15 protein-coding genes are annotated in these 18896 nt (G+C 53.8%); 4 read left to right on the top strand and 11 right to left on the bottom strand.

What is annotated here, in order from left to right:
- Positions 1-293 precede the first annotated feature (293 nt).
- The 6 genes from POG22_RS19445 to psaM all read right to left on the bottom strand — a co-directional run bounded on the left by POG22_RS19445 (position 294) and on the right by psaM (position 7099).
- Entirely contained in the window at positions 294-1736 is a 1443-nt protein-coding gene (locus POG22_RS19445; protein WP_498906864.1) for a sensor histidine kinase, read from the bottom strand.
- Positions 1696-2388 carry a response regulator transcription factor gene (locus POG22_RS19450; RefSeq protein WP_017662853.1) on the bottom strand — a complete coding sequence of 231 codons (693 nt, stop codon included), beginning with the start codon at positions 2386-2388 and terminating at the stop codon, positions 1696-1698. The genes POG22_RS19445 and POG22_RS19450 overlap by 41 nt, the downstream gene beginning before the upstream one ends.
- 506 nt (positions 2389-2894) lie before the next feature.
- The gene (locus POG22_RS19455; RefSeq protein ID WP_498906865.1) at positions 2895-4712 is read right to left on the bottom strand and encodes an ABC transporter ATP-binding protein; all 1818 of its coding nucleotides are present in this window, start codon (positions 4710-4712) and stop codon (positions 2895-2897) included.
- Positions 4713-4780: 68 nt separating this feature from the next.
- Positions 4781-6157: an NCS2 family permease gene (locus tag POG22_RS19460; RefSeq protein ID WP_017662850.1), complete on the bottom strand. Its 1377-nt coding sequence runs from the start codon at positions 6155-6157 to the stop codon at positions 4781-4783.
- A 253-nt stretch (positions 6158-6410) separates the two neighbouring features.
- Positions 6411-6803: a slr1601 family putative cell division protein gene (locus POG22_RS19465; RefSeq protein WP_017661251.1), complete on the bottom strand. Its 393-nt coding sequence runs from the start codon at positions 6801-6803 to the stop codon at positions 6411-6413.
- Positions 6804-7003: 200 nt separating this feature from the next.
- Positions 7004-7099: a photosystem I reaction center subunit XII gene (psaM, locus tag POG22_RS19470; protein ID WP_017661250.1), complete on the bottom strand. Its 96-nt coding sequence runs from the start codon at positions 7097-7099 to the stop codon at positions 7004-7006.
- A 395-nt stretch (positions 7100-7494) separates the two neighbouring features.
- On the opposite strand from psaM, the gene POG22_RS19475 reads away from it, so the two are divergent.
- The gene (locus POG22_RS19475) at positions 7495-8202 is read left to right on the top strand and encodes a TerC family protein (protein ID WP_063717136.1); all 708 of its coding nucleotides are present in this window, start codon (positions 7495-7497) and stop codon (positions 8200-8202) included.
- Positions 8203-8266: 64 nt separating this feature from the next.
- Here the strand turns inward: POG22_RS19475 and ndk are convergent, their stop codons facing one another.
- Positions 8267-8716: a nucleoside-diphosphate kinase gene (ndk, locus tag POG22_RS19480; RefSeq protein WP_498906866.1), complete on the bottom strand. Its 450-nt coding sequence runs from the start codon at positions 8714-8716 to the stop codon at positions 8267-8269.
- Positions 8717-8907: 191 nt separating this feature from the next.
- Positions 8908-9921: a galactose-1-phosphate uridylyltransferase gene (gene galT / locus POG22_RS19485; RefSeq protein ID WP_063717142.1), complete on the bottom strand. Its 1014-nt coding sequence runs from the start codon at positions 9919-9921 to the stop codon at positions 8908-8910.
- Between the two features lie 315 nt (positions 9922-10236).
- On the opposite strand from galT, the gene purF reads away from it, so the two are divergent.
- Positions 10237-11700 carry an amidophosphoribosyltransferase gene (gene purF / locus POG22_RS19490; protein WP_017661246.1) on the top strand — a complete coding sequence of 488 codons (1464 nt, stop codon included), beginning with the start codon at positions 10237-10239 and terminating at the stop codon, positions 11698-11700.
- A gap of 749 nt (positions 11701-12449) precedes the next feature.
- Here the strand turns inward: purF and POG22_RS19495 are convergent.
- Positions 12450-15800, bottom strand: coding sequence for a PAS domain-containing sensor histidine kinase (locus tag POG22_RS19495; protein WP_498906867.1), 3351 nt, complete (start codon positions 15798-15800; stop codon positions 12450-12452).
- A gap of 361 nt (positions 15801-16161) precedes the next feature.
- Between POG22_RS19495 and POG22_RS19500 the strand changes: the two genes are divergently transcribed.
- The gene (locus tag POG22_RS19500) at positions 16162-17187 is read left to right on the top strand and encodes an ABC transporter permease (RefSeq protein WP_063717139.1); all 1026 of its coding nucleotides are present in this window, start codon (positions 16162-16164) and stop codon (positions 17185-17187) included.
- 203 nt (positions 17188-17390) lie between these two features.
- Positions 17391-17639 (top strand): DUF8620 family protein, encoded by a 249-nt coding sequence (locus tag POG22_RS19505; RefSeq protein WP_017661243.1) that lies wholly within the window; start codon positions 17391-17393, stop codon positions 17637-17639.
- Between the two features lie 19 nt (positions 17640-17658).
- Here the strand turns inward: POG22_RS19505 and POG22_RS19510 are convergent, their stop codons facing one another.
- Positions 17659-17991, bottom strand: coding sequence for a DUF6335 family protein (locus POG22_RS19510; RefSeq protein WP_150128494.1), 333 nt, complete (start codon positions 17989-17991; stop codon positions 17659-17661).
- A 60-nt stretch (positions 17992-18051) separates the two neighbouring features.
- Positions 18052-18681 (bottom strand): signal peptidase I, encoded by a 630-nt coding sequence (gene lepB / locus POG22_RS19515; RefSeq protein ID WP_063717141.1) that lies wholly within the window; start codon positions 18679-18681, stop codon positions 18052-18054.
- Between the last annotated feature and the right edge of the window lie 215 nt (positions 18682-18896).

The following is an 18896-nucleotide window of genomic DNA, read 5'->3' on the forward strand; positions in this document are numbered from 1 at the left end:
CGTACAACAACCGTCAGTACGATCGAAGGTTGTGGTGTTGGTGAAGATACATCAATACAATCACCAACTTCCTTTGACTTTAACGATATCCGATTCTCACAATCGCCGTCACGAATTTTTCGGATTCGCGAACTGACAGGAACTCCCACGGGACGAGTTGGCCGTGTCGGTTTTTCGCGGTTCGCGGCCGGAGCGATCGCTTTCCCATAAAAAAGACTGATGCGAAGGGCTGGTCGTGCGAAAACGACTGTTTCGCGGGGGCATCAGTCACAGTTTACGGTACGACTGAAAAGTTACGGGGTCGTAAAGCGGCGAACGGACTCGCGATAAGAACTGGCTAGGGGGAACTTGATGCGAAACTGGGTTCCGACGCCGAGTTGACTGGAGACGGTAATTTCCCCCCCGTAGCGATGGGCGATGGTACAGGCGATCGAGAGTCCGAGTCCCGTTCCTCCTTGACGGCGCGATCGCGCTTTGTCCGCCCGCCAAAAGCGATCGAAAATTCGAGGCAAGTCTTCCGAAGCGATGCCGATGCCGGTATCGACCACGCTCACGACGACCGAGGCAGTTTGACGCTGTATCGATACAGTCACGGTTCCCCCCTCGGGGGTGTACTGAACGGCGTTATCGATGAGGTTGCCAAACAGTCGCCGCAGGTGTCCGCTGTTGCCGCAGACTTCGACGTTCTCGATACTGGCGTCGGGATAGTGCAGTACGATCTCTTTTTGGGACGCCGCGATCGCCGCGCGATCGAGGGCATCTTCGACGATTTCATCGATGGGAACGGGAAACAGTTCCATCGATTCGGGCATCGACGTATCGTCTATCCGCGCCAGCAGTAATAAGTCTTCGACCAGTTCCGACATCTGATCGGCCGCACTGGCGATCGCTGCCACTTTTTTAATATCGTTGGGGTGAATGCGTTCTGGGTGGCTTTGCATCACTGCCACGGAGGTTTTAATGGCGGTGAGAGGCGATCGCAGTTCGTGGGAGGCATCGGCCGTAAACTGTTTGAGGCGATCGAAACTGCGTTCGACGGGTTTGAGAGACTCCCGCGTCAGCCAGGTTCCCCCGATGGCCGTCAGTCCTAGCGCCACGAGACCGCCAATTCCCAAGCCCCAACGCAACCGTCGCAACTCCGCTTCGAGAATTGCCGTCGATTCGCTGGCTCGCACGTAGCCGATTAACGGACGTTTCCCGTTGAGATCTCCGTAGACGGGAATGGCGTACGATTTAACATAACTTTTGTGTTTTGTCAATCCATATTCGGGAACGTTGGCAGAAATGTCCCAATCGGGAAATAAATTCCCTTCGCGAATCATCAACTGGCGGCGATCGTCAAACCACTCGACCCCTTGCGCGTCGGGCAAGGGATAGTCGGACGGCACGTCGAAGATACCTTCTTGGCGGTACTTTGCCATCAGCTCCGACAAGTTTTCGGGCAAGTCGGGATCGTTGCTGTCGTATCCGTAACGTTTGTCTCGATGTTCTTCGTATTCGTGGCGGACGACTCCGAGGGTTCGGGCTGAGGTTTGTGCGAGTCGTTGTAAGTGATTGTCGAGTTGTTGGTGCAGTCGCCGTGCTAACAGGTGATAGATCGAAACGCCGGATATGCCTAAAATGGCAGTCATCACGACCAAATAGGACAGCAACAAGCGCGTCCCGATCGATTGAAACCGAGGATCGAACTGAGAGTTAAACTGGGGGTTCGAGGTTGGGGTTGAGTCGGTAGCCAAGGCCGTACAGGGTTTCGATGAGATCGTTGGGAGCGCCTGCAACTCGGAGTTTTTGACGCAGACGTCTCATGTGAACTTTAATCGTGTCTTCGCCGGGAATGTCCCCTTCAAAGGACCACAGCCGTTCGAGAATGAGTTCTCGCGTTAAAACGCGCCTTTGATTGCGTAGGAACAGTTCGACTAACCCGTATTCTTTGGGGGTTAGGTTGAGGGGAACTTCGCCGTACCGGACTTGTAGGGTGCTGGGATCGAGTTGTAACTTTTCCCAGGTTAACAGGGGTGCGAGGGCAGTGCTGCCCCGACGCAACAAGGCGCGAATCCGAGCCAGCAGTTCCGGTAAGTCGAAGGGTTTGACGACGTAATCGTCTGCCCCCGCATCTAAGCCGATAACTTTGTCGCTGCTGCTGTCGCGGGCGGTGAGCATGAGAATGGGAGTGCGATCGCCGCGATCGCGCAACTTTCGACAGAGGGTAATTCCGTCGAGTTCCGGCAGCATTAAATCGAGGAGGATGAGATCGTAGTCGAAGGCTTCTGCTAAATCGAGACCCGATCGCCCGTCGGCGGCGGTTTCGACCACGTAATGGCGATCGCTGAGGGCTTCGGCCAAAGCACAAGCGATGCGATCGTCGTCTTCGACTAAGAGAATTTTCATGTCGGATAACAAGAGCGTTCTCTCAAGGTATCCCAAATTCTTTCAAACGGAGAAGGGGCGCAACGGGTGCGCCCTCGTCAATTACGGTGCAGTACAGTGCAGTTGTCACTGGGTTCAATGTGACAAACAAAAGTGACGATTTTGTTACGTTGTCAAAATTCGAGGTGTCTTCAGAAGTGCGATCGAAAATCGCGCTATCTCGAACAGGTTGGGAATCGGATTTTGAGATCGCCCAACTGTCATACAGCATCCTTTAAGCGGGATTTCAAAAAGCCTTCACCACATCCCCCCTTAGCCCCCTATCCCCCCTTCGCCCCCCTTTGAAAGGGGGGTTGGGGGGATGGTTGGGGGGATAGAGGGGCTTGTCGGGTTGGGCCAAACCAGTATTTGAGTCCTCGACTCCGCTCGGACTCAACGCTGAGCGAAGTCGAAGCGAGCGAAGTCGAAGCGAGCGAAGTCGAAGCGAGCAGAGCCGAAGCGTTGGGATTCGGATTCCGTATCGATACTCAATTCACCAACTCCCCCGCTTCAGACAAAGCGTGCAAGCGACGGTACAACCCCTCACCCCGCAACAGTTCCTCGTGACTGCCAATTTCGGCGATACGTCCGTTGTCTAACACGATAATCTTGTCCGCGTCGCGAACGGTACTCAAGCGGTGAGCGATGACGATCGTCGTGCGAGTTCCAAAAATTGATTTCATTGCCAGTTGAATCGATCGCTCGGACTCGTAATCGAGGCTGGAAGTGGCTTCGTCGAACACGAGAACGTCGGGATTGACAATTAACGCTCGTGCGATGCCGATTCGTTGTCGCTGTCCCCCCGACAGCCGTACACCCCGTTCGCCGACGACGGTGTAGTATCCATTCGGAAGCTCGTCGATAAACTCGTCCACACGGGCAATGTCACAGGCGGATCGAACGCGTTCCCAAGAGGCTTGGGGATTGCCATAGATGAGATTGTCTAAGAGAGTTCCGTTGAAAATATCGACCTCTTGGTGAACGATCGCCAATCGTCGCCGATATCGTGCGATATCGAGCGTTCGGATATCTTCGCCGTCGATCGAAATGCGTCCGCTGTCGGGTTCGAAATAGCGAAACAGTAGTTTGACGAGGGTTGATTTTCCCGATCCCGATCGCCCCACGAGAGCGACAGTTTGGTAGGGTTCGACGAGAAAGTCGATCGCTTGCAGTACCGGGCGATCGCTGTTGTAGCCAAACGTCACCGCATTAAATTCCAGTTTCCCCGTAAACCGATAGGGATTGTCGGACGGAAGTTCGGGAATTAAACTGGCGGCGTCTTTCCCAGACGGACGCTTCATAAACTCGTGAAATCGCACCATCGAGGTATATCGGCGTGCGAACACTTCAGCAATTACACTTATGGGTTCGAGTTCGGAATAGGCGTAGCTCGCGACGGTAAAGGTCGTAATAAAATGCCCCAGCGAGATACTACCGCTAATAGCTCCCCAAAGGGTTAATACTAAAATGCCAAACAGAGACGATTGAATAACAGTTTTTTGCCAGGTTTCGAGAATGACGTACTGGCGGTGAATGCGGTTGATAATGACTTTGTGTTCGCGCTCGAGTCGTTGATTTTGTCGTTTGAGTTCGTTCGCTTCAGTGGCAAAGGCTTTAACGGTTTTTATGTTGGTAATAATCTCAGAGGTACGACTTTCGGTATTTTCGATGTATCGTTCGATCCTTTCTTCTTGACGAACGATCGCTCGCAAATCTCGCAAACTAAACAGAAGAATTCCCGAAAACGAGGCAGCGAACGCCGCCGCAATCCACGGCTCGATCAGCCAAATGACGATAAAAATCCCCAGAACGCGCATTAACTTAGGGACGAGCTGTCCGGCAACTTCGGGATACGTCCAAGTATGGTTGGATAAACCTTTCGCGACTCGTCCGGCAATCCGACCGGGATTGTTTTCGTCGTAAAAATCGAGTGGTAGATTTAGAATTTGGGCGATAACTTTTCGAGAGTTATCGCGTCGAGCTTCGAGGGCGATCGCCCAGTGAAACCAACCGCTGACCCAGGGTTGAATCGGGGCGCGAACGACGGCAATAATAAAGATAATTGTTACTAAAACTGCCAGTTCGACGGTTTTTCCCTCGGCGACGCCGAACCCGTTCGCGACGGCGACTGTTAAGGGTTTGACGAGGGGATCGATCGGCTCTCCCGAGAGAACATTGAGAATTTGTCCGATGGCGTAGGGAACGGCGAGATCGATCGTTTCAAACAGTCCCGTTCCGACCGTACTCCACGTCGCCATCGACCAGTAGGGGCGGAAGTATCGAATAATATCCCGAAACGAAGCCATGATAATTCGGTAAGGCGATAACAGAAACGCCTCGCAGTGTAACACGGTTTATTACCAAAGTGCTACATCTAAAGTGCTTCCGTCGCGTCGAAGGTAAATTTCAAGAAGAACGCCACGGCCAAAACCCAACTGGCGATGGAGGTTTCGCGTACTTTCCCCTGAAACGCTTTCATGAGTGGATAACTGATAAATCCCACAGCTAACCCATCGGCGATCGAAAAACTCAGGGGCATCACTAAAATCGTCAAAAACGCCGGAATCGATTCGGCCGGATCGTCCCAACGGATCGATCGCACGTTCTGCGTCATCAACACTCCCACGACTAACAACGCCGGTGCTGTGGCGAACGCTGGAATCGAGGCCAGCAGCGGAATAAAAAACACCGACAGGGCAAACAATGCCGCCGTCACCACCGATGCGAACCCCGTGCGTCCGCCGACGGCGACTCCAGCGGCCGATTCGATATACGTCGTCACTGTGGACGTGCCGAGAATCGCCCCGACGGTGGTTCCTACCGCATCGGCCATAAACGCTTGGTTGGCGCGAGGCAGTTCGCCTCGGCGATCGAGATATCCTGCCTGAAGGCTGACTCCGGCGAGAGTTCCTACGGTATCGAATAAATCCACGAACAGCAAGGCGAACAAGACCGAGAGAAATTGACCGACGCTGACGGTTCCCAATCTCGAGAAACCGACAAATGCCTGACCCCACAAATCCTTCGGTAGTTCTGGCAAGGCGAACACTTGCGTCGGGGCGGGTGTCACCCCAGAAATCCACGCCAATACCGCCGTCGCCAGGATTCCCCACAGTAACGCCCCGGTGACGCGACGGGCAACGAACGCCCCGGTCAGGAGAATTCCCACGACGGCTAACAGGGTTTCCGGTCGGCTGAAATCTCCCAAACGGGTGAGGGTGTTGGGATCGGCGACGATGATGCCCGCACCTCCGGCTTCGGGAGAACGGGAGAGGGCAATGTAGGCCAGAAACAGGCCGATTCCGGTGGCGGTTGCCGATCGCAGACAACCGGGAATGGCGGCGATAATCCAGCGACGTAAGTTCGCCCAAGTCAGGAAAATAAAGACGATCCCTTCGAGAAAGACGGCCGCCAACGCCACGCGCCACTCGATCCCCATGCCCAAGGTGACGGAGAAGGCGAAAAAGGCGTTTAAGCCCATTCCGGGGGCGAGGGCGAAGGGATATTTGGCGACGAGACCCATGAAAAGGGTGGCGAAGGCCGCAGAGAGGGCGGTGGCGATGGCGATTTCAGCGAATAAGTCTCCCGGTTGCGCGAGAAAAATTCCGTTCGAGAGAATGTCGGGGTTGACGGCGAGGATATACCCCATCGTCATAAAGGTGGTAATGCCAGCGAGGGTTTCGGTTTGCCAATCGGTTTGATGGTGGGAAAATTGGAAAAACCGAGCGATCGAGTGTTCGGCGTTCTGCATCGTAGGAGGTGCGATCGACGTACCACCCCAGTTTAGGCGGTTGGGGAAACGGGCAGATGTTTATCGCCACATTAGCGCTTTCTGTAAAATTTCTTAAAATAGAAAGCAGCAATCTCTCATTTTTGCTGAAGCTAAATATTTGAAGGAAGCACCATGCCTGAGAAGAATTACTCTTGGAAAGGAAGCCCCAACGCCGGAATCGTCCTCACGATTTTAGCCGGACTCGGGGCGATCGCCGTCTTGTTCGTCGGCTTTACAGGTTAGGCGGCTCAGTTCTCGGCTCAGTCCACACGACCCGTCGCTGATGGGGATCGACAAGTTGGCTTTCCTCTTGCATTAACACCTTCGTCTGCTGCGGGTCGAAGTAGCGCCCGAACTCAGCTTGTAAAACCTCGACCCGCTGCTCGGTCGTTTCGACTTCAGCTTCGAGCTTTTGTAGTTCGACGCGACTGGTCAGGTGGCTGGGAACGAGACGAACCAATGCAGCGACGGCAACGAAGCTCACCGTCACGTCAGCGGCGAGTTTTAAGCTCGTTTCCCAAAGCGCCACGCGATCGCCCCGGACTTTTGATGAAGAGCGGCGGCGGGGACGGCGAGGGCGTGGAGATTCGACCGAGCGGACGGGAGCGGGACGAAAAGCGTTCATACGGCGATCGGCGCAAGTGAGACGAAACAGCGATAAAACTTATTCGAGGTTTATTCGAGATCGAACCAAAACTGCGTCGTTTTGGCAACCCGCTCCGGACAATTTTGATGGACGCTTGGAGGTTAGCCTTCGTTTTCGCAAAGCAAAGGGGGGGAAACGGACGATCCCGATGCCCCCACCTTAACAGACGACTGGCAGACTTACTTATACAGCTCCGTAGAGAGACGGAACGCCAGAATTCCCGGAATAAGAGCGATAACCAGTGCCGTTAACACTTGAGCGTCAGATAAAGGCATAATCTTAAACTCCTTTGCGATCGAGTCAGTCGTTCACTACTCTCGGTCAAAGTTCCCCATTTTGACGCTAAATGTAATAATATTTCACAAAAAAGCGAAAAAACTCAACATAGCGTGAGAGTGACTCCAACAACTGAGGGCGCAACGTTTTGACTAGCAGGAAGACCGAAGCCGTGTTGAGTCTCGAGAGCGATCCCCGAGTCACTCGACGGAGATTCGAGTATTGCGGGAGTACCTTCACGCTTGAGGCTTCACTCTACCCTCCTCACCGTACCGCCTCCTCCCAAGATGACCAGTAAAACGCTATGGTTATTTGAAGAAGTCTGTTTCGAGGTTCGGTCGTCCGAACGCGAGCCTACAGTCGTTTGTTTGCGGTGTTCTGGTCCTAACTGTTAATGCTAGATCGACTTATCGACATTTCCCCCAATCTTGAAATCGAGGCGATTTTAATTTTAGTCGTTTTAATCGCGCTCGAAGCAGTTTTATCGGCTGATAATGCCATTGCCTTAGCCTCGATCGCCAGCGGACTCGAGGATTTAAAACTTCAACGTCAAGCTCTCAACGTCGGCTTGCTCGTGGCTTATATTCTGAGAATTTCTCTGATCTTCGCGGCCACGTGGGTGATTCAGTTTTGGCAGTTTGAAGTGGCCGGGGCCCTTTACCTGCTCTGGCTCGTTTTCAGCTATTTTTCGTCCGGTGAAGCTGAAGACGACGGACACCAAGGACCGCAATTCTCTTCGCTCTGGCAAGCCATTCCCTTCATCGCTCTGACCGATCTAGCATTTTCTCTCGATAGCGTCACGACCGCGATCGCCGTTTCCGATCGCCTGTGGCTCGTCATCATGGGGGGAACGATCGGCGTGATTACCTTACGATTTATGGCAGGGTTGTTTATTCGCTGGCTCAAAGAATACGCCCACCTCGAAGATGCCGGTTATCTCACGGTCGGTCTAGTCGGCTTGCGACTCCTCGTCAGGGCGATCGATACCGATATCGTTCCCCCTCAATGGATGCTCGTTTCGACGATCGCTATAATTTTCGTCTGGGGATTTTCAAAACGAAATCCCGACATTTCTCTCGAAGATGAGGAGATGGGGAGATGAGGAGATTTTGCATCGTCCGCTCGTCCGGTCATCTCCTCAACTCAACTGAAGTTGGAACTACCCGTTACTCGTGAAGCCAGGGCATCATCGTCGGCTTCCAAGTTACAAGTTCCTTTTCCGAGAACCACAGAGAAATTTCGCGGCTTGCCGTTTCCACTGCATCAGAACCGTGAATCAGATTGCGACCGATATTGAGTCCGAAGTCGCCGCGAATCGTACCGGGTTCGGCTGTCAAAGGGTTGGTCGCACCAATGACCTTACGGGCCCCGACCACGACGCCATCCCCTTCCCAAACCATCGCGACGACAGGAGACGAAGTGATGAAGTCCACCAGTCCCTTGAAGAACGGCTTTTCTTTATGTACGTCGTAATGCTGTTCGGCGAGTTCTTGGCTAACCGACATCAGCTTCAAACCCGTTAGCGTAAAGCCCTTGGCTTCAAAGCGACGAATCACTTCGCCGACGAGTCCGCGTTGGACGCCGTCCGGCTTAATCATCACAAATGTCCGTTCCAAGGAAACCTCCTCTAAATAGCATCGAGTTACACAATTTACACAACTTAAAGCCTATCAGAGGAGAGGTAGAGATGGGGAGCTTCTTCAGTGAGCCGCGAAGCCGCGAACAGTTCGTTCACCTCCTCATCTCCTCACCTCACCTCATCTCATCACTGGTGACTGGTGACTGGTGACTGGTGACTGTCTTCACCTCATCCCTCTGACGAAGCGACCTCGATCGCTCGCAGAAACGCGGCACTTTCTTCGGGTAAGGCAGTATTGATAAACATTCCACTACCCATTTCAAAGCCAGCCGTGAGGGAAACGCGAGGCACGATCGCCAGATACCAGTGGAAATATCCCGTTTTGTGTTCGTCTGTGGGAATCGATCGAATCGTGTAGTTGTAATCGGGATCGTTCAAGCCGAGATAGAGCTTGGAGAGTACCGTTTTCAGCGTTCCAGCGAGATCGACGATTTCTTCGTCGGTGATGTTTTCAAAGGAGGAGGTGTGACGCCGGGGAAAAATCCATAGGTGAAACGGTGATAAGGCAGCATAGGGAACGAAGGCGACGAAATGCTGACTTTCCCAAACAATCCGCTCTTGGCTTTCGAGTTCTTCGTAAAGCGTGCGACAAAACAGACATTCGCCGCGATCGTCGAAATGGCGGATGGCTTCTTGGGTTCGCAGCCGCAGTTGATAGGGAACGATGGGGGTAGCGGCGATTTGGGAGTGGGGATGTTCGAGGGACGTTCCGGCAGTTTTACCGTGGTTTTTGAAGATAATGATGGCGGAGATGCGAGGATCGTGTCTCATGTCCGCGTATCGCTGGCGATACATTTGTAAGACGTTGGCAACGTCGTGAATGGGAAGTTTGGCGAGGGTAACGTCGTGGCGGGGGTGTTCGATAATGACTTCGTGGAAGCCAACGCCGGACATCGATCGAAACATACTGTGTTCTCGACGTTCGGGAAGTTCGCCTTCGGGAGTAAAGGCGGGATATTTGTTCACAACCGATCGCACTCGCCAACCGCGATCGTCACAGAGTCTAGCCCGTTCGACGCCTGTGAGGTGTTCGTTACCCTCGCAAAACGGACAGTCGGCTCGGTAGCTTGGGAGAGGAGCAGTGTCGGTTCGGTCTTTACTGAATTGGTTCGGCCGTTTCGATCGCTCGGTGGCGATGACAACCCAATCGCGGGTAATGAGATTCTGTCGCAACTCCGTCATGAACTCTGTTTTAGAAAACTTTGCCGGAAGAGACCGTCGAGTGTTTCGATCGCGTAGCTTCATTGTGGCATTGCCCCCGGCCGATAATGTCACCTTGCAACAATCGTTGATGCGATCGAGCGATCGAGCGTGCTGCGAATTTGTAGAAATGTGGATTTCCGATCTTTTATCGCGAGATTGCGATTCAATTAAGGAAATATTAAGCTTGCGTAAGCGGTAACTTTGGCATCTTACGTAACAAAACGATACAGTGTAAGTGGATCGCTCTCAGTTTTTCCACCATACGCTCCCTCATTAGGAACGGTTCTCATCAAAATGATTCCCACCCCTTCCCTCTCCCGCGACGAAACCCGACCGGACAAACCCGAAGAAGCCTGTGGCGTTTTCGGCGTCTACGCTCCGAACGAAGACGTAGCCAAACTGACGTATTTTGGCTTGTACGCTTTGCAACATCGGGGTCAAGAATCTGCTGGAATTGCGACGTTTCAGGGAGATCGGGTGCATTGTTATAAAGACATGGGACTGGTTTCTCGCGTCTTCAACGAGGAAATTCTCAGCCGACTGCCCGGACAAATGGCTATCGGCCACAACCGTTATTCAACCACCGGATCGAGCCACGTGAGAAACGCTCAACCGGCGTTAGTGGAAACTCGGCTAGGAACGCTCGCTTTAGCACATAACGGCAACCTTGTCAACATCCGAGAGTTGCGAGAAGAACTCGATCGCCGCAATTGCGACTTCGAGACGAGCAGCGACTCAGAAGCGATCGCCTTGGCCGTCGCCACAGAGGTCGATCGCGGGAAAGACTGGCACGATGCCATTGCCAGCGCGTTAAAACTCTGTCGCGGAGCGTTTAGCTTGACCCTCGGCACGCCGATCGGCATTTTCGCAGCCCGCGATCCCCACGGCGTACGTCCTCTCGTCATTGGCAAACTGGACACCGAACTTAACGATTACGTCTTTGCCTCGGAAACCTGCGGGTTAGACATCATCGGTGCGCGTTACGTGCGAGAGGTGCAACCGGGCGAGATGGTGTTCGCCAACCAAAACGGCATTTCCTCGCGGATGTGGGCCGACGAGTCCACGCCGAAGCTATGCGTGTTCGAGAATATTTACTTCGCCCGTCCCGACAGTATGACGAACGGCGAAAGTCTCTACAGCTATCGGATTCGCATCGGCGAGATTTTGGCGAAAGAGTCTCCGGCAGACGTGGATATGGTCATCGGCGTTCCCGATTCGGGAATTCCAGCGGCGATCGGTTTTTCGCGGGTTTCGGGTATTCCTTATGCTGAAGGGTTGATCAAGAACCGCTATGTGGGACGCACGTTCATTCAGCCGACGCAGCATATGCGGGAGTCGGGAATTCGTATGAAGTTGAATCCGCTCAAGGATGTATTGGAGGGTCGACGGATTGCGATCGTGGACGATTCGATCGTGCGGGGTACTACGAGCCGTAAGCTAGTCAAGGCGTTGCGCGAAGCCGGTGCGACGGAGGTTCATATGCGCGTGTCGTCGCCGCCGGTGACGCATCCCTGTTTCTACGGCATCGACACGGACGATCAGAAACAACTGATTGCGGCAACGAAATCCGTCGCAGAAATTCGCGAGCAAATCGGCGTGGATTCTCTGGCGTATTTGAGTTGGGAAGGGATGCTCGATGCTACGGGACAGGGACGCGATCGCTTCTGTTCGGCCTGTTTCACGGGAGATTACCCGATTCAAATTCCCGAACAACTCAAACACTCGAAATTAATGCTCGAGGAAGTCCTCGAGGTGTAGGTGAGTTTGAGCAGAACCGCCGCGCATCCTACGATTCTACCGTCAGGTGAATCGTTAGTTAGCGGCGGGCAACAGTGTACTATTATTGAATTAGCTGAGTACGGCACTATTACCCGCCAGAATAAGAACTCTGGAGTACCGGGTAGATACAAGACCTGCTCGGTAAGGTACAGCTAAACCTGTAAGTCCGGTATCGCCCGATTGTTAAAAGTAGGGAGCCGGTCAAAAGTTGGTATGGCATTGTCGATAATCACTTAAACTCACGAGCGGAAACGACTCGGAGTGCAGTCAAGGCCAAAGTTCCTGACCGTAGGCGAGAGCGCCGCCTATCTTGGACAACTGTAGCTGCTCCGTAGGGGAGAGTGCCGGACAAGGAAGCCGCGATTCTACTGCTTAGCAGTGAATCGTCGGAGCGTTCACTGCGTGAAACCGTGACGTACTCCCGACGCCGACCGCTTAGGCGGTACGGCGCGGGCTTCTCCGCCCAGACCGTTTGGATCTGGGTTTCGCGTTTTTGACTAATTTGAAACCCCCACTGCGCCGGAGCGATCGGGGTTTTTCTCCCTCGACAAACAAAGTCGATCTTTCAGCTTAATCGACTCGCAACGGTTTAGAGACGTCGAGTTCGTCGATCTCGCTCGCGGACAATCTCTGTCCCCAGATAGAGAAAATCGCCCGAATTCCCCTGCTATCTTGGGGTCAGGATAGATTTTCGTCTCGATCCCATTTCTATCTCCTCCCTGACGAACTCACAGGGAGGAGTTTTTGCTTTTCGAGACCGGAATTTCCACAACAAACGTCGTCCCTTCGCCCCGACGTGACTGACAGGTTAACGCCCCCCCGTGGCGATCGACCACGATTTGATAGCTAATTGAGAGTCCCAGCCCGGTTCCTTTCCCCACGGGTTTGGTGGTAAAAAACGGATCGAAAATGCGATCGCAAATCTCAGGAGTCATACCGACACCGTTGTCAGAGACGCTCAAGCGCACGCGATCGCCCTCGACGACTTCTGTGGCGATCGTAATCGTCGCTCCTCCTTCGGTAGTGCGGCGGCTCTCTAACGCGTCGATCGCGTTGACGAAGAGATTCATCAACACCTGGTTGAGTTGTCCGGCGAAACAGTAAACGTGGGGTAAGTCGCCGTAGCGTTTGACCACTTCTACAGCGGAGTGCGTGGGGGTTTCGCGCAGGCGACTCGCGAGAATCGTGAGGGTACTGTCGAAGCTTTCGCGGACGTCGATGTCTTTTTCTTCAGATTCGTCGAGACGTGCGAACGTTCGCAGCGATCGCACGATTTCTCGAATTCGCACCGCTCCCGCTTGCATGGACTCGAAAAGTTTCGGGAGATCGTCGACGAGATAATCGAACTCGATCGCCTCGAGTTCGGCTTCGATCGCTGGCGTGGAGTCGTAGGTTTGGCGAAACAGCTCGATGAGGGCGAGCAAATCGTTGAGGTACTCGCGAGCGTGGACTAAATTGCCGAACACGAACGAGATCGGATTGTTGATTTCGTGAGCGACTCCGGCCACCAACTGACCCAGCGAGGACATTTTTTCAGCTTGTACCAGTTGCGCCTGGGCGGTTTGCAGTTGTCGCAACGTTTGCTCGAGTTCCCGACTTTTTGCCGTCGCCTGACGTTCGGCTTCCCGAGACTGTTGGTACAAACATCCTTGTTGAATGGCGATCGCCAGGCGATCGCAGACAGCTTCGAGCAGTTCGATCGCGACTTCGTCCCAGGGTTGACTGTCTGTCTCGTAGGAGCAGGCTAACACGCCCAAATCGCCCCGTTCGGTTTGCACGGGCAACAACAAGAGCGATCGATAACCGAACTCCTCCAAGAGCGTTTTAATCTCGCCGTCGTCCAAGCGAGCGACGTCGTCGATCCGAAACGGTTGGCGTTGCGTGACGATCGCCGCTAGGGGTTCGACCGTGTGGCGCGGATAGCAGGCGATGCGACTGGGGAGCAAAACGTTTTTGTCCTCGGCGACTAGCTCGAAAAACGGCTCGCCAAACGCATTTTCAACGTCTTCGTGATACCACAAGAAATAACAGCGATCGACCCCCAACAGCGATCGCACCTCCCGCACCGTCGTCTCTAAAATCGCGTCCAAATCGAGCGATAGACGAATTTGGCGGGCTAGCTGGTTGACAATTTGCTCTTGCTGTGCTAGTATTCTATATTTGGTTTCTGAGGCTTGCAGTGCGAGTTCGGCGTTTTTGCGATCGGTGATGTCGCTAGCCGTTCCGATGATGCGTTCGATCGTTCCCCGTCCGTCGAACAAGGGAGTGAGCGTCGTTTGAAACCAGACCTCGCCCCCATCGAGCGGGATGCATTCTTCATAGGTCACGGGAGCGCCGCGCGCGACGCAATCGAGATAATGCTGGTTCATTTGGCTGCCGACGTCTTCGCCGAACACTTCGAGGGGAGTTTTTCCGCTGGCTTTGGCGGACTCGATCCCCGAATTCCTCTCGGTCATGGCATTCCATCCGACATAGCGAAACTGTCCGTCCTCACCGAGATCGAGGACGAACACGAGACTGCCGACGTTGTCGTAAATCGTGCGTAAAAACTGTTCTTGCTGGCGCAGGCGTTTCTCGGATGCTTTTTCGGCAGACATATCCCGCATAATCGAGGAAAGATAGCATTGCGAGCTGTCTGCGACGCCGTGAGCGATAACGACTTGGGAAACAGGAATTTCTGTCCCGTCGCTGCCGATAACGGTCGTTTCGCCTTGCCAAATTCCCCGTTCGAGGGCGGTGGGAATCGCTTCGGACAGCAGCCGTTCGGCCGCCTCGGGGGGGTGGAACTGACGAACGTGATAGTGCTCGATTTCTTCTTCGGCAGTCAACCCCATCAGTTGGCGTCCGCCTCGGTTTAAATACAAAACATTGCCATTGAGGTCGGCGGTTCCGATGTAATCGGTGGTGGTATCGACGATGACGGCGAGGCGTTCCCGTTCGAGTTCTTCGAGTTTGCGTTCGGTAATGTCGCGGGCGATCGCGTAAAAGGTTTTGTCGTCGGGAAAGGAGGTCGTCGTCCACGCCAGCCAACGACAGTCGCCGTCTTTAGTCAGACAGCGGTTTTCAAACCAGACGACATCGCGACCTTGCGCGACGCGTTCGGCTTCGATGCGGGTGCGATCGCGATCGTCGGGATGGACGAAGTGAATGTACGGAATCGACTGTAATTCGCTCAGAGAATAGCCTAGGGTTTTTTCCCAAGTGGGATTGAGGCGTTTGAAGTAGCCGTCGAAGCTGATGATACAGATGAGATCGAGGGTGGAGGTAAAGAAGCGATCGCGTTCGGCTTCGGCCTGCTTGCGTTCGGTCACGTCGAGTAAAATGCCGTCCCAGACGATATCGCCGTTCTCTTGGCGTTCGGGTTGGGCGATGCCCGAAATCCATTTGAGTTGTCCCGAGGCGGTATAGTTGCGCCATTCGTGCGTCCAGGTGGTCAGAGTTTGTGCCGATCGCGCGATCGAAGCTTGAAATTCCGAGACATCTTCGGTGTAAATCAGACGCCAAATGGCATCGGCGTCCTGTTGGATCTCGAGGGGTTCGACTTCGTAGAGGTGTCGTGCGCCGGGACTGATGTAGGAAAATTCGTGAGAGCCGTTGGGGTGGAGAACGTATTTATAGATAATACCGGGAAGGTTGGCTGCCAGTTTCTCGAATTGCAGTTTTTGTTGTTGCGTTTGGCGATATTCCGTGAGGTCTGTGGTCAGACTCTCGAGGCGCAAGCCGTTGCGATCGCTGACCTTCCACAGTTGACTGCGAACGCGCCGTTCTTCACCGTCGGGACGGACGAGGCGGTATTCGACAACGGCTTCGGATTCTCGGCGATCGAGCCACCGTTCCACGACGCGATCGCGATCGTCGGGATGGACGGCGTCGAACCAAAGAGTCGGATCCTGTTGGAACTGCTCGAGCGATCGTCCGTAGAGTCGCTCGCCCGCTCGATTGAGGCTTAATACCGTTTGACTGGTAACGTCCATCGACCAGACGGCTTCTGTCATACGTTCGAGCAGGCGATCGGGTTCGATCGGACTAGCCATCGCTCCGATATTCGGATGTTGGGATTCGAGGGAACTATCAGTCATAGGAACTGTGGAGGCTATCGAACAGTTAGGAAAAATGGATAGCGAGGAAGGCACGAAACATCGCTCGTCCTAGAACATATGACACCGACCGCACCGCTCGATCGTTTGACGCACATTCGCCCTATCATTGACCTGAGACTTTAACAGACCCCGTTTGCCGATCTCCCGCTTTTACCTTCAAAAAACTGTTAGTTTCGCTAAGTGTTTCTTACTATTTTTTGTAACGTTCTATTGTAGGATAACAAACACTTTCGATCCCTGCGATCGCTGGAGGGGTCTAGTAAAATTTACCAGCTTCCGCGAAAATACGGACGAATCTTTCCCGTTAAAAATCTCCCGCGTTCGAACCTTCACGATTCCTATGTCTCGTTCCCGCGCCCTACAAAGTTACGTTCTCGTTCGGTTACTCTTAGCCCCATTAATGTTGTGGACGATCGCCACAGTGGTCTTCCTGCTCTTACGTGCGACTCCCGGCGATCCCGTCGATGCCATTCTCGGACCTCGCGCCCCAGAAGCGTTTAAAGACGAATTACGCGAACAATTGGGCTTAGCGGGGTCTCTTCCCCAACAGTACGGTCGCTATCTCCTCCAACTGTTGCAATTCGACCTCGGCGAATCGGCCACGAGTCGCGGTCAAACGGTCTGGGAAATTATCGGGAATTTCTTCCCTGCCACCATCGAACTGGCTGTGGGGAGCATGCTCGTGGCTGCGGTGGTGGGGGTAGGCGTGGGGATGCTGTCGGCGTCGCGCCCCAATACGCCTTGGGACGTTGGCGGACGACTGTTCGGGATTCTCACGTACTCAGTTCCCATGTTTTGGATGGGGATGTTGTTGCAACTGGTTTTCGCCGTACAGTTGGGTTGGTTTCCCCTCGGCACCCGATTTCCCTTGGGCGTTCCCGCTCCCGCAGGGGTGACGGGATTGTATTTAGTCGATAGCCTCTTGGCGGGTTCGCCGCAACAGTTTTTCGCCGCTTTGCATTATTTGGCGCTTCCTTGCTTGACGTTGGGCATTTTACTCAGCGGTATTTTCGAGCGAGTCGTGCGGGTCAATCTCAAGCAAACCCTCAAAAGCGATTACGTCGAAGCGGCGAGGGCGCGGGGAATTCCAGAAGGGCGCGTTTTAGTGGCTCACGCTTTGAAAAACGCTCTCATTCCGACGATTTCGGTGTTCGGGTTGACCTTCGCTGCGCTGTTGGGGGGCGCGATTTTAACGGAAGTGACGTTTTCTTGGCCGGGGTTAGCCAGTCGCCTGTACGAAGCGATTTCGGCTCGAGACTATCCTACCGTTCAAGGAGTTGTCGTCTTTTTTGCAGCGATCGTCGTTGGCGTTAGTATTTGTATTGATATTCTCAATGCTTGGATCGACCCTCGGGTTCGGTATTGAGCCGGGGAGATGATGGGATGATGGGATGATGGGATGGGGAGAAATTCTGAGTCGGTGCGTGACGATCGATCGGTCTAACGATTCACACCCGATTTTTCAAGTCACGCACCCTACCACTGTTGACGGTTGACTGTTCACTGCTCGCTGTAAAAGGCTGGTGACTGTTCTCTCGTCTCCTCATCTTAAATTTATGGAGCGATCGCATGGATAAAGTGATTCAGTGGCTTAATTGGATATTAGTGGTCGATTTCTTTTTCGTGTTGTTTAGCTTGGCGTGGCTGGCCGTTGCGGTCGCCGGTCGCGCCTCGGGAATCGACCTCGGGTTAGATTTGTGGTACGGACTTTGGGAACCCCTGTTTACTCCCGCTATCGGTTTGTTAATGGGGGGTGCAATCCTAACAGGGGTCGTCGGTCAAGTTCGCAAACGGTTACAGTCCAACTCGAAAATCTAATAAATCTAACCTTTGCGACTTATCGTTTGGGGTTGGCATTCTCGGGGGAGGCGGACTCGGGGAGTTCGTCGAGGTCGTCTCGTCGATAAACAGGTTCGGTGTCTGCATGGGGGTCGCTCCCGCCGAGTTGCGCCGAATCTGCATCGAGTTGCCAGCGTTCCTCGTCGCGTTTTTCGAGTTTGTCCTTGAGATGTAGCGGTTCTTCCGGTTCGAGTTCCGCGCCCACTTCTGCGGCCATATTATCGACCCCTTGGCGATCGACCATCGGTTTCGTATCGCTCACGGCGTCTTCGACTTTTCGCACGGGAGGCGTCGTTGGATCGGGGGTTTGGGGAGTATTGGGGGCGCTCATAGACAGTCCTCCAGCTTACGGCTTACTGAAAGACTAACGCGGCGATAGGGCTGTCAGCGTCTACCGTTCGGGGGATTTGTCCAGGGCGATCGCATTCTCGAAGGGGCGATCGAACAATACAACACTTCCCAAACGAGAGACCGGCCAAAACCGGAACCAGGCACGACCGATCGCGTTTTCCTGCGGTAAAAAGCCCCAAACGTGGGAATCGTTACTGTTGTTGCGATTGTCCCCCATCACGAACAAACTGTCTGGAGGAACTGTCGCCGGTCCCCAATCGTATTTCGGGACTTCAGCGATGTAGTCTTCCTGTAAGGGGAGTCCATCGATATACACCGTTCCCTGAGAGACTCGAACCGTCGCCCCCGATCGCGCGATGACTCGCTTAATAAACGCTTGGTCGGGACGAAACCCCTGACGCTGTAGTTGGGGCGGCGGACTGAACACCAGAATATCGCCCGGTTGCGGGGGATTGAAATAGTAGGACAGCTTTTCGACGATCAGGCGATCGCCCTGTTCTAAGGTCGGTAACATCGAATCTGAGGGAATATACCGGGGTTCGGCGACAAACGTGCGTAGCAGCAACGCCAACACTAACGCGATTCCCAAAATCCGAATATTTTCGCCATGGTCTCGCCAAAACTGCCCCCATTTTGAGGTTTTGGCGGTGTCGTTTTCCTTCGAGGTCATCGTATCGATCTAAACCGTAAGCAAGAGTCCAGTTTAGCGCGATCGATGCCGGGAGGGGGAGAGGGGGAGAGCTAATAAGGCTATGACTTTTACTTAGGAGGTATCGAAAGCCAAAGAAGCCCCAGGATAGGGAGAAGTACGGTGGCGTCCCCAACTCAAGGGAAGTCCTTGAAAGAGACGGGCGACAAAAGAGATACAGCCAAGGCGCCAACAAG

Source organism: Geitlerinema sp. CS-897, assembly GCF_028368005.1.
GTDB classification, from domain to species: Bacteria; Cyanobacteriota; Cyanobacteriia; order Cyanobacteriales; family Geitlerinemataceae; genus Baaleninema; species Baaleninema simplex.